General features: G+C 58.0%; 21 protein-coding genes. 1 reads left to right on the forward strand and 20 read right to left on the reverse strand.

The annotated features are described in order from the left end of the window. Window positions 1–9: 9 nt before the first annotated feature. Genes G5149_RS13020 through G5149_RS13050 form a run of 7 tightly spaced genes read right to left on the reverse strand, consistent with a single transcriptional unit; the run spans window position 10 to window position 4,498 of the window. Window positions 10–315, reverse strand: a complete 306-nt coding sequence (locus G5149_RS13020; protein ID WP_421212560.1) for a hypothetical protein — start codon at window positions 313–315, stop codon at window positions 10–12. Continuing rightward, entirely contained in the window at window positions 302–538 is a 237-nt protein-coding gene (locus tag G5149_RS13025; RefSeq protein WP_421212561.1) for a hypothetical protein, read from the reverse strand. Before G5149_RS13025 ends, G5149_RS13020 begins: the two co-directional genes overlap by 14 nt. Next, the gene (locus G5149_RS13030) at window positions 535–2,013 is read right to left on the reverse strand and encodes a phage head spike fiber domain-containing protein (RefSeq protein WP_421212562.1); all 1,479 of its coding nucleotides are present in this window, start codon (window positions 2,011–2,013) and stop codon (window positions 535–537) included. The genes G5149_RS13025 and G5149_RS13030 overlap by 4 nt, the downstream gene beginning before the upstream one ends. Continuing rightward, the gene (locus G5149_RS13035) at window positions 2,000–2,704 is read right to left on the reverse strand and encodes a phage tail protein I (protein WP_421212563.1); all 705 of its coding nucleotides are present in this window, start codon (window positions 2,702–2,704) and stop codon (window positions 2,000–2,002) included. The genes G5149_RS13030 and G5149_RS13035 overlap by 14 nt, the downstream gene beginning before the upstream one ends. Next, window positions 2,701–3,600: a baseplate J/gp47 family protein gene (locus tag G5149_RS13040; protein ID WP_421212564.1), complete on the reverse strand. Its 900-nt coding sequence runs from the start codon at window positions 3,598–3,600 to the stop codon at window positions 2,701–2,703. The genes G5149_RS13035 and G5149_RS13040 overlap by 4 nt, the downstream gene beginning before the upstream one ends. After that, window positions 3,597–3,956, reverse strand: coding sequence for a GPW/gp25 family protein (locus G5149_RS13045; protein ID WP_421212565.1), 360 nt, complete (start codon window positions 3,954–3,956; stop codon window positions 3,597–3,599). The genes G5149_RS13040 and G5149_RS13045 overlap by 4 nt, the downstream gene beginning before the upstream one ends. Beyond that, the gene (locus tag G5149_RS13050; RefSeq protein WP_421212566.1) at window positions 3,953–4,498 is read right to left on the reverse strand and encodes a phage baseplate assembly protein V; all 546 of its coding nucleotides are present in this window, start codon (window positions 4,496–4,498) and stop codon (window positions 3,953–3,955) included. Before G5149_RS13050 ends, G5149_RS13045 begins: the two co-directional genes overlap by 4 nt. Before the next feature lie 447 nt (window positions 4,499–4,945). Here G5149_RS13050 and G5149_RS13055 point away from each other — a divergent pair, with 447 nt between their 5' ends. Continuing rightward, on the forward strand, window positions 4,946–5,830 hold the full coding sequence (locus G5149_RS13055; protein ID WP_421212567.1) for a hypothetical protein: 885 nt from the start codon (window positions 4,946–4,948) through the stop codon (window positions 5,828–5,830). A 121-nt stretch (window positions 5,831–5,951) separates the two neighbouring features. On the opposite strand, the gene G5149_RS13060 is transcribed toward G5149_RS13055, so the two are convergent. From G5149_RS13060 to G5149_RS13120, 13 genes are all read right to left on the reverse strand, one after another. After that, entirely contained in the window at window positions 5,952–6,401 is a 450-nt protein-coding gene (locus tag G5149_RS13060; protein ID WP_421212568.1) for a phage virion morphogenesis protein, read from the reverse strand. Further along, a complete protein-coding gene (locus tag G5149_RS13065) occupies window positions 6,398–6,916 on the reverse strand; it encodes a phage tail protein (protein WP_421212569.1) in 519 nt (172 codons plus the stop codon). The genes G5149_RS13060 and G5149_RS13065 overlap by 4 nt, the downstream gene beginning before the upstream one ends. Continuing rightward, complete coding sequence (lysC, locus tag G5149_RS13070) at window positions 6,891–7,136, reverse strand: Rz1-like lysis system protein LysC (protein WP_421212609.1); 246 nt, start codon at window positions 7,134–7,136, stop codon at window positions 6,891–6,893. Before lysC ends, G5149_RS13065 begins: the two co-directional genes overlap by 26 nt. Then, a complete protein-coding gene (gene lysB, locus G5149_RS13075) occupies window positions 7,030–7,503 on the reverse strand; it encodes an Rz-like lysis system protein LysB (RefSeq protein WP_421212570.1) in 474 nt (157 codons plus the stop codon). Before lysB ends, lysC begins: the two co-directional genes overlap by 107 nt. Next, window positions 7,493–8,314 carry an N-acetylmuramidase domain-containing protein gene (locus G5149_RS13080; protein WP_421212571.1) on the reverse strand — a complete coding sequence of 274 codons (822 nt, stop codon included), beginning with the start codon at window positions 8,312–8,314 and terminating at the stop codon, window positions 7,493–7,495. The genes lysB and G5149_RS13080 overlap by 11 nt, the downstream gene beginning before the upstream one ends. Beyond that, window positions 8,311–8,619: a phage holin family protein gene (locus tag G5149_RS13085; RefSeq protein WP_421212572.1), complete on the reverse strand. Its 309-nt coding sequence runs from the start codon at window positions 8,617–8,619 to the stop codon at window positions 8,311–8,313. Before G5149_RS13085 ends, G5149_RS13080 begins: the two co-directional genes overlap by 4 nt. Window position 8,620: 1 nt before the next feature. Further along, on the reverse strand, window positions 8,621–8,983 hold the full coding sequence (locus G5149_RS13090) for a putative holin (RefSeq protein ID WP_215803096.1): 363 nt from the start codon (window positions 8,981–8,983) through the stop codon (window positions 8,621–8,623). Between the two features lie 21 nt (window positions 8,984–9,004). Then, the gene (locus G5149_RS13095) at window positions 9,005–9,235 is read right to left on the reverse strand and encodes a TraR/DksA C4-type zinc finger protein (RefSeq protein WP_421212573.1); all 231 of its coding nucleotides are present in this window, start codon (window positions 9,233–9,235) and stop codon (window positions 9,005–9,007) included. A 2-nt stretch (window positions 9,236–9,237) separates the two neighbouring features. Next, the gene (locus G5149_RS13100; RefSeq protein WP_421212574.1) at window positions 9,238–9,441 is read right to left on the reverse strand and encodes a tail protein X; all 204 of its coding nucleotides are present in this window, start codon (window positions 9,439–9,441) and stop codon (window positions 9,238–9,240) included. Continuing rightward, window positions 9,441–9,911 carry a head completion/stabilization protein gene (locus G5149_RS13105; RefSeq protein WP_421212575.1) on the reverse strand — a complete coding sequence of 157 codons (471 nt, stop codon included), beginning with the start codon at window positions 9,909–9,911 and terminating at the stop codon, window positions 9,441–9,443. Before G5149_RS13105 ends, G5149_RS13100 begins: the two co-directional genes overlap by 1 nt. Window positions 9,912–10,016: 105 nt before the next feature. Then, entirely contained in the window at window positions 10,017–10,802 is a 786-nt protein-coding gene (gene gpM, locus G5149_RS13110) for a phage terminase small subunit (protein WP_421212576.1), read from the reverse strand. 10 nt (window positions 10,803–10,812) lie between these two features. Beyond that, the gene (locus G5149_RS13115; protein WP_421212577.1) at window positions 10,813–11,838 is read right to left on the reverse strand and encodes a phage major capsid protein, P2 family; all 1,026 of its coding nucleotides are present in this window, start codon (window positions 11,836–11,838) and stop codon (window positions 10,813–10,815) included. A 12-nt stretch (window positions 11,839–11,850) separates the two neighbouring features. After that, window positions 11,851–12,675, reverse strand: a complete 825-nt coding sequence (locus G5149_RS13120; protein WP_421212578.1) for a GPO family capsid scaffolding protein — start codon at window positions 12,673–12,675, stop codon at window positions 11,851–11,853.

Below are 12,675 nucleotides of genomic sequence, written 5' to 3' on the forward strand. Positions count from 1 at the left end.
TTTAGCTCCTTATGCCCAGACCCTAACGGGAGTTGTTGGATAGGTTCGCAGTGCATCAAGTGCCACAGCCAGTTCTTTCGAGGTGGTGCGAACGTTGGCGTGATAGCCAGGGAGTGCAACCATTACCGGTATCGATTCACCATCGACAATTGTGGTTTCACCAGTTGGTTGGTAGATGGTGCCGATCACATCAAGTGCAGCTTCCGAGTTATAAAGCGACCCACCTTCTGGATCTTGGCTAAACCCTGCAGTCTTGAGAGCGGTTGTCATGGCCGACTTGCTGCCAGCCTTGAGATAAAGATCAATCATTTCCATGGGTTTTATCCTTCCAAAAATACCAGCCGCCAAGGCGGCAAGCGGCCCAGAACAACCAAGCCAGCACCGGCTTACCCTGGGCCATCATGCACTGGCGCAGGCAGCGGTCAGCCTCGGCGCGAGAGACTGTTCCTTTTGCGCCATAGTCGCGGTCGTGCTGCTGACAACAGGTGTTAGTGCCAGGGGAAACGGGGCCAAGCCCCGTGCAGTAGTTGCGGGTCATCGCAGCGCCTTAATCTGCGAGTCAGAAAGGTCTGTATTCCACAGCTTTAAGTTTCTGATGTGACCATACAGGGGGAATGAACCGGATGATGACCCACCGATTCCCAGGGAAACAGGAAGCCCCGTTTTTGCTGGGGCAGAGCTACCGCCACCAGATGGCACCCCATTGACAAACAGATTGGTGACGTTGTCGGCCTTAACTCTGATAGCGGCAATCCCAGAGCGGCCAGAAGTGCCAACATCAATCTGCGCAGTGGTTGATGCGCCACGATAAAAAGCCAGAAGCGGTGACCCAGAGTTAAGGCGTAAGATAAGATTCCCAGGGCCGCCTGGCTCACCAAAGTGGTATAGAAGCGCACGACTTGTGTGGGCAGGTCCCGATCCCATCAGCTTATACTCCACTGCAGCGGTGGTTCTATTTCCAGCTGCCAGGAGTGGCTCTATATTCCCCTTCCATGGAATATTCACAACATCCTGAGCGCGAGTGACAACAGACCCATTCGTGGGGATGTATGACGTTGGGAATGGCAACTTTTCGACTTGTTGACGCCTAAATCGAATTGAATCACCCTCTTTTGCCAGCGCGGTGTTAAATTGAATGCGCAACTCACAGCGATTTTGGGCAACCTGCCGAGGAACACCAGTAAACGAAACAAAGGATTTTGACTTCTCAGCGACCTCCTTTTGTGGGGCTACATATCCATTGCCATCGCCATGAATCATCCCGACCAGCGCAGTCCCTGAGCATAGTGACGTATCGACCTCTACCGATGCGGTGAATGTGTCAACACCATTTGGTGCCTCCCCTGTCGCGTAGATTCGAATATATGCAACCTGTCCAACTCCTGCAGCTTTCAGTGTCGCCACAAACCATCCATCGACATCAACTGAAACAGACAGCCTATCTGATGCGATCGGACTGGTAACTGCTGGTTCAACCGCTGTCGTATTAGTAATAAGGTTTGATGACACCCCTTCAATTAACAGCCCTTCTTTTTCAAATCGTGGCTCATTGATGGCGGCAGTTTTTAACTCTCCTGTTTTATCAATATATGTCGCAGTCGTTGACCGGCTGAAATTGACAAAGCGAGCAATGACATCGTCGCCGACTTTAACCTCGCGGCCATACCCAACAAACATTCTGAGCGAGTCACTGAACGGGACCCAAACGTCTGGCATCGGCATAGCTGCCATAGCTATGGCATCAGCTACAGTGTCAAGACCGGAGATCTGTGATGCTAATTTTGCCGATTCATCCGCAGCCTTGGCGCTGGCTGATGCCTGCGCGGCATAACCAGCCGCCGCATCGGTGCTGGGCTTGAGGTTCTGCTTGACCCGTTCGGCCAGTGTAGGCTGGGGTTGGTGCCCCGGAACCTGCACGGTCTGCCCTTCCGGCCCCGTCATGATCTGTTCGAATGCCGTGACGGCATTATCCAGCCGTTCGACAGCGTCATCGCCCTGGTTAATGGACGCCATTAATTACCTCCGTAAAGCCAAGGGCGCAGCTGTTTTCAACTGCTGTGGCCCATTTGTTGAAGTGGTAGTCGCCAGCCTCCGAGCTGATGCTGGTGATGTCGATGGTGTGCACGGCGGCGCCATATACCTCGCTGCCTGATACCACGATGGGCCCCGGCTGATAGGGGTAAACGGTGAGTTCTTCGCCAAGGTGGCAGGCTGCGCCCAGGTAGAGCGGGCCACGGGTTTCCATGCTGATGGCGAGCCCCGTCAGGTGGCGGGTCAGTGGCTTGGCGTCGTCAATGAGACGTTCCAGCTCTGCATACATCGTCTCGGTGATGCCGGTATCGAGCACGCCGACATCGAGCTTGAAGGTGCCCGGGGTGGCATTCGGGGTTTCTTGATACCAGTGCAGTACCCGGATCAGATAGCCGAGTGGTTCGACGGCGCGACGCAATGCGCCGACGGTGCCCTTGTGGCGATGCACGAACGGGGCGTTGGCGATGACCTTGCGCTTGGTCGCTGCCGACCAGTTTTCATCCCAGCGATCGACCGACCGCTCGGCGGCCAGACTTGGCAAGCGCCAGACCGGGCAGGTGTGCGGGTTCCAGAGGGTGCGCAACACATCGACCGGCAGATCGCAAGCTTTGGCGTTGACGGTGGCCAGCTTGCGCTCGGTCGGCGTGGCAGAGGGTGGCTGCAGGTCGGTCATGATGCGACCTCGACGGTGTAGCCGGTGCAGTAGGCTGCCTGGGTGTCGGTCGGGATGATGTCGGCCCAGCCGATCAGCTCAACCCAGACGACGCCCGGCACATGTAGCACGGCATCAATGCCCGAGCGCGCGATGCGCACGCCGATCCGCTTGCGCGGGTTGACCCATGCGGCCAAGGCGTCGCGGGCTGCTGTCAGTGCCATTTCTGCCTCTGCGCCGGTGAGATCCATGTGCAGTTTTGCATTGATGGTGTATGGCAGGATGCCTGCGCTCTGTACGGTGAGGCGGTCGGCAACCGGCAGCCGGTCTTCGTCGCTGCATTCGGCGGTGGCTTTGGCGATCAGTTCTGCGCTGGCGGTGCCGTTGCCTTCGCTGCTGATGATGGTGACCACTGCGACGGCAGGGCTGGGGCTGATGGCTTTGGCGTCGATGATGCGGCCATCTGCCGAGCGGGCCCAAAATTCGTAGGCGCCGCGCGGGCCTGCGGTGCTCATGGCATCCCATGCCATCAGGGCTCGTTCGCGCAGTGCTTCGTCGCTTTCCATGATGGTGGGGAGCGGCGGGGTGGCGGTATCGTCACCCTGTTGCACGACCAGCCGTTCGACATCCCAGTTTGATACCAGCCCGTCGAGGTCGTTGCCCGTTGACCATGCCACCATATTCGCCACGGCGGCTCTGTTGATGCGGGCGCGCAGGAGCAGCTCTCGGTAAGCGTTCTCTTGCAGATGTTTGTTCATCGGCTCAGATTCCAGCTCCAGCGTGGCGGCAACGGCGGCTTGCTGCTCTGGCGGATAGAGGGCGATCAGCGCCGCTTTACGCTCGGCAAGGATGGCCTCGAAGTCGAGCAGTTCAAGGGCATCCGGGGCTGGCAGTTTTGACAGGTCGATGATGTTCATGAGGTTGCTCCGGTCGGTAGCTGGACGGTGCCGGATTCGAGCAGGCCGTTGTCGGCGCGGCGCCATGTGAGGGTGACGGCGCAGCCGCCGCCCAGTTCAGGTGCGCCGATCTCGACCTTGGTGATGCGGATGCGCGGCTCCCAGAGGGTGAGCGCGTGAACGGTGGCGGCCATCAGGCGCAGGCGGGTTGCGCCGTGCTGTGGCTGGTCGATGAGGCTGAATATCTCGCTGCCGTAGTCGCGGCGCATGACGCGGGTTCCGATGGGGGTGGTGAGAATATCCCGCACCGATTGCAGGATGTGGGCTGTCTCGCTGATGGCGCGGCCATTGGCGGCATTCATGCCATGCCAGTTCATACTGGGCCCCCGCTGGTGCCGCCGCCCGGCATAGTGTCTTTGTGTTTGTGGGTGGTGACCTCGATGTTGCCCACCTTGGCGGTTTCGCTGACGACGCGCTGGGCCTTGAGCAGTTCTGAGCACTCAACCAGCGGGGTGATCAGCTTGACCGCCACGCTGGCGGTGATGGTGGCGTTTTTGATGCCCTCTGCGGTGAGTTCACCGGTGTTCGGGTTGTATTCGATGACCGCGCCATCCGGGTATTCGGTGCGGTCGAGATCGCCGTTGTCATCATCGGCTAGTGGTTCTGGGTGTTCGTCCTGGTAGATGCCCGCCAAGACAAAGGCGTTGCGCAGGTCACCCCCAAGGCTTAACAGGATCACCTGTTCGCCTACGCTCGGGCGCATGCGGCGGCGAGTGCGACCGGCGCGCAGTACCAGATAGGGCCGCCAGTTGGTGTGGTTGCCCTTGGTTTTGACTCGGCATTCACCGGATCGCACTTCTGTCACTGTGCCGATGCGGATCAGGTCGTCGATTTTGCTGCTTAGCTCGATAATGTTCATGAGGGGGAGTGTGTAGCGGCGTCGTTTGCGCTGACCAGCGGCGGCGGGTGTGTGGCGGCGCTACACACCCGCGCTAGGTGGTGAGGTGTTTAAGCTGCACATATTCACCCTGTAGACGCTGGCTGTTCCCGTCATGAGCATGTGTGTAAGAGTGTCAGTTGGCTGGTTGTCGATCTGGCATAGAAGCTCGGTCGATGTCGGGTAGATCAGGCTATTGTTTTAGTAATAGCAGGAAAGGTAATTGAGATATTTGCCCTAAGCACATAAAAGAATAAACTGAAGTGTGATGTAAGTCGTAAAAATAACCTCACATCATTCCTGTTGATAGGAAAAATAACAACTACTATTGCAGTTGATAAGCAGCATTTACTGAGAGAACGTAAATTTAGTTTGGGGTGTTATCATTTGGCTTGATTATTATACATACAATCGTAATGTGGAGAGCATATGATTTATAATAAGGTTTTGTTGGCAACTTTGACTTCGATGCTTTTCGGCTGTTCTCCCTCTGGGGTTAAATTTACAAGTACAGAAGTAGTTGAAAATAAAATGGTGCCACCAGAAATAGAATCATCTATACCAGCATCAATTTATCGCCATGATTTAACCGCTTTGACTGGTCAACTAGCGATCGTTGATAGTCATGGCACTATAACACCAGTATTGAGAGCTATTGATCCATTGAAACCACCTGTAGTTACTTCAATTCCAGAGGAATCTGGGTTGATTTATAGCTCATTAATTTCGAGTGAGGGAGAGTCAATATTAAAGGCAGTCTCTATCGATGCGAATTTGTCCAATGAGCAAAGAGCAGAGGTAATAATAAGACAGCAAGCTCGTTCGATACTAACAGATGTCCCCAGAGATATTGTTTTAGAGCGGGCAGAGCTTGTTTCACCTAAAGATAATCAAAAGCTAGTATATATTACAGGGACATTATTATCTCTTGTTAGAACTACACTGCTTGATGAAATTGACGCTGGGGCCACTATCACTTATGGGCCTGTTTTTGGTTTTAACAATAAGGTGTATAAAGCGTCATCACAGTTATTAAATAACTATGTTATTACACTCAATACTATTGATGTCGAAAGTTTGAAAAAGAAAAAAGTGGAGTCTCTTATTGTATCTAATGATGTAGCTAAAGAATTGACATTGCCTGCGCCGACTGCACCGAAGCCACTCATAATCACTGACGTACCTGTTTCGCAATCAGAAAGTGTTATAGCTCCCCCCCAAAATACTAAGGTTAATGCTCCAGTAATATCCTCACCACCAACAGTTACTTTATCCACAGAGAGTGATGTTATTGAAATTCCTGTATCAAAATAGAGTGTCTTTGTTATGGATGGTATTTTTGATGATACGAGGTGGTTTTACTGCCTCGTATCTCATTTCTGTATTGACATCATCACCTTGATATCAATGGTGATTAATTTTTTGGTAACTAGCCTCATTTGATGAGATGGGAGAGCAGAGAATCTTCTACTCTATTAATATCGGTTTCAGTTATGCCGAACAGTTGGCGCTCGGGGTATTGCACCTCTTTGCCGTTGATTTTGTCACGCAGGCCGAAGTGATGGACGATGGCGAGCCGGTTGGCGCTGCCTTTGAACTCAACGGCGGCTTCGTTGGCGGTGGCGGTGGCCTTGAACCATGCAGGCTTGACCAGCTTGGCGAACATCTTGCGGCGGGTACCACCTCGCCGATCGCGCAGCCTTGGCTGTGGCTTTCGCGGGGTCATAGAGGTGCCATCTGGCTGTTTGTTGGCGCGGATCCGTTCTGCCTGGGTGGCCCGCATGGTACGGGCCAGTTCGGCAGCCAGCTTGCGGCGCTCGGTGGCTGAGAGCTTGCCTATCAGAGCTTCCGCTTGCCGGCCAAGTTGCTCAAGCGCGTCCGTCATTGTTTGTCAAACCCAAGGCTGCACGACTGTTCGACAACAAATGCCCAGCCGTTGAAGTTGTTCTCGTTTGGCTGGTGATTGATGAACAGTTCCCAAGTGATACCGTCATAGGGGTCTTCTGGCGGTTCAGGTACGTGCTGCCAGCTGATGCCCTGGTCTGTCTTTGTGACGATGACCCGCTCGGTGAGCTTGATGGTGATCAGCAGGTCGTAGAGGTCACCTGCCAATACCTCAGCTTGGAACTTGATGGCGTTTTCCCGTTTGTCCGGGTTGGTGAACAGTTCCGGCTGATGTTGGCGTAGCCATGCCATCAGGGGGATCAGCAACATGTCGGGGTGACCGGCAAAATCGATCACCCCGATTTCGAGCGGATATTGCCATTCAAACGAGAGGGATTCAGCGCCGGTCGCCACTATCTGGCCTTCGCCTATGGTAAGGATGAGCCGTTCAGGGTTCTGGCCAAGTTGTGGTACCGACTGTTGCAGCAACTCACGGATTTGTTTTGGCTTTTCCATCCTCATTCCCTTTTTGTTGCAGTCGGTGCTGACAGCTGATGACGCTGTCGACCTTGGCCGCGCAGGTTGCCCAGGCGGCCTCGGTGGTGGTCAGCAGGTCGAGCAGATCGCCGTTATTGAGGGGATCCGCCCGCGTGAGCTGGCATGGGGCCGGAGCGGGACAGGTGAGCCTGATAAGCTGCGGCGCCGGTGAGGGCGGGGCGCTGGAGCAGGCCGACAACAGCAGCAGGCAGAGGGCGATCAGCCCAAGACTTAAGTTCATCATTTTCACGTTTGAGCCTCGCGATGGTTTGTGCTCGGGTTGCGGCTGTTGTGGCCAGCTGGTCGAGCTGGCTCTGCAACTGCTGGGCGGCGGTGGCTTGCGCCGTCAGCTCGATGGTGAGGGTGTTAATGGTGCTGTCTTTGGCCTGTTCCCGCAGCGCGGTCTCTTTGGCCTTGTCGTCGGCTGCCTTGAGGTCGCTTTGCAGGGTGGATACCTGCCCCTCTGCCTTGGCGGCAGAGCGGGCCGACCAGCCCCAGCCGCCCAGGGTGACGACCAAGGCCAGCAGCAGCCAGGTGATTGGAGAGCGCAGGAGGTTACGCCACATCAACCACCTCCTGCACCGGATAGACCTTGGCAAAGTGGTCGTATGCCTCGGCCAGTTTGGTGTCGTAGCGGTTTTCTTTGTAGGCGGGGCCGTTGTAGCGGCGGGCCACCTCGCTCCACTTGCCCGCCTTGAGCGCCTTGTGCAACTGCGGGTCCAGCTCGATAAAGCAGACCACGGCGCGCAGGTGCTCGGTTTCGCTGCGCTGCATAGCTTCCAGCCAGTCATCTGCCGAGGCGTAGCCCAGCGCCTGCCAGTGGTAGCCCATCACCTGGAACATGCCCCAGCTGGCCGACTCGATGGCGGCGGCGCGGTGCAGGGTCATGGCGGTTTGCAGGCGGGCCCATTCAGCTGGGCCGCCCTGATAGCCGCCGCGCTTGGTGTTGCAGAGGGCTGGATAGAGGCCCGCGAGGCGGGTGGCCTCGGCTTCGCCTTGCTGTTTGGCGATCTGCTTGAAGAACACATGACGCTCGAACAGCAGGCGCGGGCGCTGGCATTCGTCGAACCCTTCGCCAGCGGCTTCGACCTGGGCGAAGGCGGCGAGCTTGGCCAGTTCGACACCGAGGCGGTCGGCGGCTTGCTGCAGATCTGTGATGGTTAGCTGGTTGCCGATGGCGGCCCCGTGCAGGGCGGCCATGGTGCGCGGCCCTGCCTGACCGATGGCGACAATGAGGTGATCGCGCTGGAAGGCGAGCACGGCTTGCTCGGTGGCGTCACCAAACCAGCCATCTGCGGCCACCTTGTAGCCTGCCCGGGTGAGCAGTTGTTGCAGTTCGGCCACCGATGCGCCAATGGCGCCTTTTTTGATGGTCATGGTTGAAACCTCCGGTAGATGTCAGAGGCATGGCTGGGGCGCGGGTGGCGGCGCGGCAGCAGGCGCATGACCGAGCCGCGCGAGCCGAGCAGGGCGGTGAGCACCACGGCGGCCAGCAGCACGGCTGCTGGATCCGGTGCGGGCATTACTCCGAGCACGGCGCGCAGCGGGACAGAGCCCGCCGCGACGGTGAGCAGCCACGCCAGCATGGCAGGGAGGGGGCGATAGTCGCCCCCGTTGCGATTGAAGGTGGCCAGCCGGATGGCGATGGCAGTGCAGATCAGGGCATAGAGGATGGTCAGCATGTCAGCCTCCTTTGCGAAGTTTCAGCAGGTCGTCAGGCGCTTTGCGCAAGACCCACTGCAACAGGTGGACGGCCAGCGCCGAGGCAAGCAGGGCGCCGACTGCCTTGGGCACTTCGACGCTTTGCGGCAGGACGCTGGCCAGCATGGCGGCAACCAGCGGGGCCGCCAGCGCACCGGCGACAAAGGCGGCAATGAACAGCCCCGCCTTGCGCAGGTTGCCGAGTTCGGCGGTGGTTACGATGAAGATCAGCGCCCCGGCGAATGCGCCAAGGAGCACGCCGGGATCTACGCCGGGGAATAGCGACAGCAGGGCCAGACCGGTGAGGGCGCTGGTTGCTGCACTGGATGAGATAGGTTCGGGCATCGTGCTCTCCTAGTGCTGTTGTTATCGTCTGCCGCCGAATTGGCGGTCGTGTTGAAATTCGTGGATGGTCTGGCAGTCGGTGCAGCGTTCGCAGCCCCGGATCGCTTCTCTGCGCTCCTGCGGGATCGGGTCGTCGCAGTCAATGCAGTAGTGAGGGCCGGTGCCGCTGATGCGGGCGGCGTGGATTTTTGCCGCGAGTTGCTGCTCGCTGATGTCTGCCAGTCGTTCAAGTTCGTCGTCGAGGCGGCTCATGGTTAGTCCCATAGCTGGATCAGGGGCGCTTCGGCTTGAGTCGGGGTATCCGGCAGGGTGATGAGAGTGCCCATCGGCAGGATGGGCCCCTTGTCTGCCAGCCTCGGATTGAGGGTCAGCACCTGTTCGGTGATGCCCGCGGTGTAGCCGTAGTGCCGGTTGATGATGAGGTCGAGGGTTTCCCCCTGTTTGGCGCGCAGTTGCATCAGATCAGTTCAACCGTGGTGTGGGTTTCGCCAAGGATGTCGCGGATGGCGAAACGGGCGTCGCGGTAGAGGTCGTTTGCGGTCTGGTCGCGGGCGTCGGTGTCTTTGACGGCTTCGGCGGTGGCCGAGCTGTCGAGGTAACGCTCGTAGAGGTTGGCGCGGGCCATGCTGTAGACGGCGCGGCGATACCAGTGAACCAGCACGGATTCGGCGTTGACGGTCTGGGATGGCACGTCGGCCAGTTGTTCGTATCCTTCGCTCTGGCGGTTGATGGCCCAGCCGCTCAGATCGCTGTTGACGGCTGCGACGGCGTCAATCACTGCATGGCGCAGCCGTTCGGTGGTGATGGTGCCGTCGGTGCGCATGATGTCGCGCAGGTCTTTGAGTTTGATGACCGGCCAGAACGGGGCGCTGGATACTTCGCCTTCGTCTTTGTTGGCCGGATTGGTGGGGAGAAATCCTGATGTCATGGCGGCTCCTTGCCCCTGCCCTGTTTGTTGGGCGGTGGTCGGGCCGTCTGGTATGCCGTTGGCATTCGTCAGGCCCGAGCCGCCCAGGGTGCGGGGTACGCTCGGTTAGCTGGTCTCGCCGTCGGCGGGGCCTTGCTGTTCGGTGGTGCCGTTTTCAGTGGCCTGCTGCTCGGCGTCTTTGGCGGCTTGTTCTGCTGCTGCCTGTTCTGCCTCTGCCTTGGCTGCCTGTTCGGCTTCTTTGTCCTTCTTGATGTCGCGCTCGAGCACTTCCAGCTCTTTTTTGATGCCCACCTTGTCGTGCAGTTCGAGGGCGCGGCGGTAGTGCTCGGCTGCCGGTTCTTTGAACCCTTCGGCCAGTGCGGCACGGCCCACCGCCTTGTGCAACTTGGCGTGGACTTGGTCGAACATGTCCGACTCTTTCAGCAGTTCGAGGTAGGCAGAGAGCAGGCCATAGCTGGGGCCGGTGCCCGCCTCTTGCAGTTTGATGGCGGTGTCGGCCACTTCTTCGGCAATGAGGGTGGGGGCGGTGCGGTCGTACTGGTCTGGGGTGTTGAGGCCATGGCGGATCACGTAGTCGGCCATGTTGAAGGCCCCTTCCAGATCGCCGGTGTCGAGGTGCCAGAGCATGATGGTCACAAGTACGTCATCCTGACCGCCGCGATCGGCAGCCAGCAGGCCGTCAATCCACGGTTTGTAGGTGGCCAGCATGGTGCGCTTGGCGTCAATCTTGCGCTCGATGCTTTGGATGCCCTTGAGGGTGCGGCGGTGTTCTGCCAACTGCATCAGCTGGAGTTCGTAGGCGTTGGCGGCGGTGCGGTCCTGTTCAGGAGAAGCCGCCCCTTGCAGGGCGGCCAGCATGCGTTCGCGGTGAGCGCGGGCTGGTGATGTCATGTCATTCCCCTTACGCGGCCGGTTTCGGTGCGATGACGATGTTTTCAACCAGCGCCGCGCAGTCGTAATCCTCAACCACGTAGGCATCGTTGGAGCTTTCGTAGTTGACGATGCGGTTGCGCTTCGGCTCTTCTTCGATGTGGCGGCGGCGGGCGCCTTCCTGCCAGTAGATGGAGAGGTTTTCCAGCTTGGTGACCAGCATGGCGTTGTCTGGGAAGAAGGGGACGCGCACGGCCTTGAGGCCGCCGATCTGCTTCTGGCTCACCAGCACTTGGGCGGCCAGCTTGTTCTGGTTGTCGCCCGCGTCGTTGATGATGGGGAAATACTTGTCAGACAGCAGTTTGCGGCCGCAGATGACCACCAGATCGGTGTCGTCCTGATACCACGGCTTGATCATTTCGCTGACGACGTCGAACACCACTGCGTCGATGTTCTTGTAGTCGCCATTGGTCGGGTCGATGTAGATCTTGCCGCTGCCCGGCTTGACCTCTTTCATGACCTGGGCCGGTGCGTCCTGGCGGATATGTTCCAGCCAGCCGATGTTGACATCTTGCAGCAGCGGGTTGGCATTGCGATCGGTGTCTTTGGCTGCACTGGTGCCGTGCCAGCCGATCATGATGCGGTCAAGCCCCTGACGGGTGATGATGGCGTCGCGGATGCGGGTCTGGAAGTCGGGGAACTTGGCCCATGCATCCAGTTTGGCATAGCCGATCATGGTGTCGTAGTTGGTCTGTGCGCACTCATAACTGTGGTCATAGAGGGCGCTCGGATCGTTGGGCTGGCGGTCTTTGGTGGTGGTGTCGGTGCGACCAGCGATGGTGCTGCTGATACCAACGCCCACCTTTTCGCCTTTCATGTCGTTGACCGGGATGACGTTGATCATCTGCAGGAATTCGACCGACTCCTGCATTTTGGTTTCCAGCGTCTGCTGGACGCTCGGCTGCACGTTGAATTGCACCATGGCGCTGGTGATGGCGTTGAGCTTGGCCAGCTGACCGGTGTATTCGTTGAACTTCACACGGGTTTCGTTACGCATTGATGATGCTCCTTAGCAATCGGTGGATACGGTGGTGGTGCCATCGCCACCGGTGGCGGGATCGCGCTTGTGGCTAAAATCTTCCTGGCGTTCCAGCGAGGTTTTCAGGTCGGCCAGTTCTTTTTCTGTGCCTTCCAGCTTGCTGGTCAGTTCGGTGATGGTGGTGGCCTGCTCTTTGAACTGCTTTTGCAGGTCGGCGCTGATGGTGGTGACTTCTTTGGCCACAGCTTCGACGGCCTGATGGACGTCGCTGAAATCTGCGGCCGATTGTTTTTTGTGGCTGCTGAACAAGGAGCTGATGCGTTCAGCCAGGCTTGGTCCCTTGTCGCTGTCGTCTTCGAATTCGATGACGGTTTCCAGCGCTTCGGTGAACAGGCACTCCTTGTGCTGCTTGCGATCGCCCAGCGGGTTTACCTTCGCTTTGCTGCAGAACTGGAGCATTTCGGTGCCAAGGCTTGCCGGGCTGTCGGTGACGGCCAGACCCATGAGGTAGGCGCCTTTGTCGTTCATGTTCGGGTGGATTTCGACGGAGGTGTAAACCTTCTGGCGCTTCTTGTTCAGTTCGACCAGTTCGGGGGTCGGGTCGATTTGCACGAACAGGGCCAGACGCTTTTCACCTTCCAGATCGACCTCTTCGGCCTTGGCTGCGGTGATGTCGCCGTACATCTTGAACTGACCGTTGGGGTCATAGCCCCTGATGTGTTCCATATTGACCCGCGCGCCATAGGTGGACTGGTTGTAGCGCGCGGCCATCTGTTCAATCCATTCGCGGGTGATGGTGCGCCCGTCGGTCGTGCCCCCTTCGACGGCGACGCGGAAAAATTTGGACTTAGGCAT

It is taken from the genome of Aeromonas sp. 600479, assembly GCF_049175515.1.
Lineage (GTDB): Bacteria > Pseudomonadota > Gammaproteobacteria > Enterobacterales > Aeromonadaceae > Aeromonas > Aeromonas veronii_A.

Excerpts from the sequence above, each read along its gene's own strand:
- G5149_RS13080 (WP_421212571.1), bottom strand. The coding sequence starts at position 8,314 with ATGACCATCAAAAAAGGCGCCATTGGCGCATCGGTGGCCGAACTGCAA.
- gpM (WP_421212576.1), bottom strand. The coding sequence starts at position 10,802 with ATGACATCACCAGCCCGCGCTCACCGCGAACGCATGCTGGCCGCCCTG.
- lysB (WP_421212570.1), bottom strand. The coding sequence starts at position 7,503 with ATGTGGCGTAACCTCCTGCGCTCTCCAATCACCTGGCTGCTGCTGGCC.
- G5149_RS13055 (WP_421212567.1), top strand. The coding sequence starts at position 4,946 with ATGATTTATAATAAGGTTTTGTTGGCAACTTTGACTTCGATGCTTTTC.
- G5149_RS13065 (WP_421212569.1), bottom strand. The coding sequence starts at position 6,916 with ATGGAAAAGCCAAAACAAATCCGTGAGTTGCTGCAACAGTCGGTACCA.
- G5149_RS13085 (WP_421212572.1), bottom strand. The coding sequence starts at position 8,619 with ATGCTGACCATCCTCTATGCCCTGATCTGCACTGCCATCGCCATCCGG.
- G5149_RS13105 (WP_421212575.1), bottom strand. The coding sequence starts at position 9,911 with ATGACATCAGGATTTCTCCCCACCAATCCGGCCAACAAAGACGAAGGC.
- G5149_RS13030 (WP_421212562.1), bottom strand. The coding sequence starts at position 2,013 with ATGGCGTCCATTAACCAGGGCGATGACGCTGTCGAACGGCTGGATAAT.
- G5149_RS13115 (WP_421212577.1), bottom strand. The coding sequence starts at position 11,838 with ATGCGTAACGAAACCCGTGTGAAGTTCAACGAATACACCGGTCAGCTG.
- G5149_RS13060 (WP_421212568.1), bottom strand. The coding sequence starts at position 6,401 with ATGACGGACGCGCTTGAGCAACTTGGCCGGCAAGCGGAAGCTCTGATA.
- G5149_RS13045 (WP_421212565.1), bottom strand. The coding sequence starts at position 3,956 with ATGAACTGGCATGGCATGAATGCCGCCAATGGCCGCGCCATCAGCGAG.
- G5149_RS13025 (WP_421212561.1), bottom strand. The coding sequence starts at position 538 with ATGACCCGCAACTACTGCACGGGGCTTGGCCCCGTTTCCCCTGGCACT.
- G5149_RS13040 (WP_421212564.1), bottom strand. The coding sequence starts at position 3,600 with ATGAACATCATCGACCTGTCAAAACTGCCAGCCCCGGATGCCCTTGAA.
- G5149_RS13020 (WP_421212560.1), bottom strand. The coding sequence starts at position 315 with ATGGAAATGATTGATCTTTATCTCAAGGCTGGCAGCAAGTCGGCCATG.
- G5149_RS13120 (WP_421212578.1), bottom strand. The coding sequence starts at position 12,675 with ATGCCTAAGTCCAAATTTTTCCGCGTCGCCGTCGAAGGGGGCACGACC.
- G5149_RS13090 (WP_215803096.1), bottom strand. The coding sequence starts at position 8,983 with ATGCCCGAACCTATCTCATCCAGTGCAGCAACCAGCGCCCTCACCGGT.
- G5149_RS13050 (WP_421212566.1), bottom strand. The coding sequence starts at position 4,498 with ATGAACATTATCGAGCTAAGCAGCAAAATCGACGACCTGATCCGCATC.
- G5149_RS13035 (WP_421212563.1), bottom strand. The coding sequence starts at position 2,704 with ATGACCGACCTGCAGCCACCCTCTGCCACGCCGACCGAGCGCAAGCTG.
- G5149_RS13095 (WP_421212573.1), bottom strand. The coding sequence starts at position 9,235 with ATGAGCCGCCTCGACGACGAACTTGAACGACTGGCAGACATCAGCGAG.
- G5149_RS13100 (WP_421212574.1), bottom strand. The coding sequence starts at position 9,441 with ATGCAACTGCGCGCCAAACAGGGGGAAACCCTCGACCTCATCATCAAC.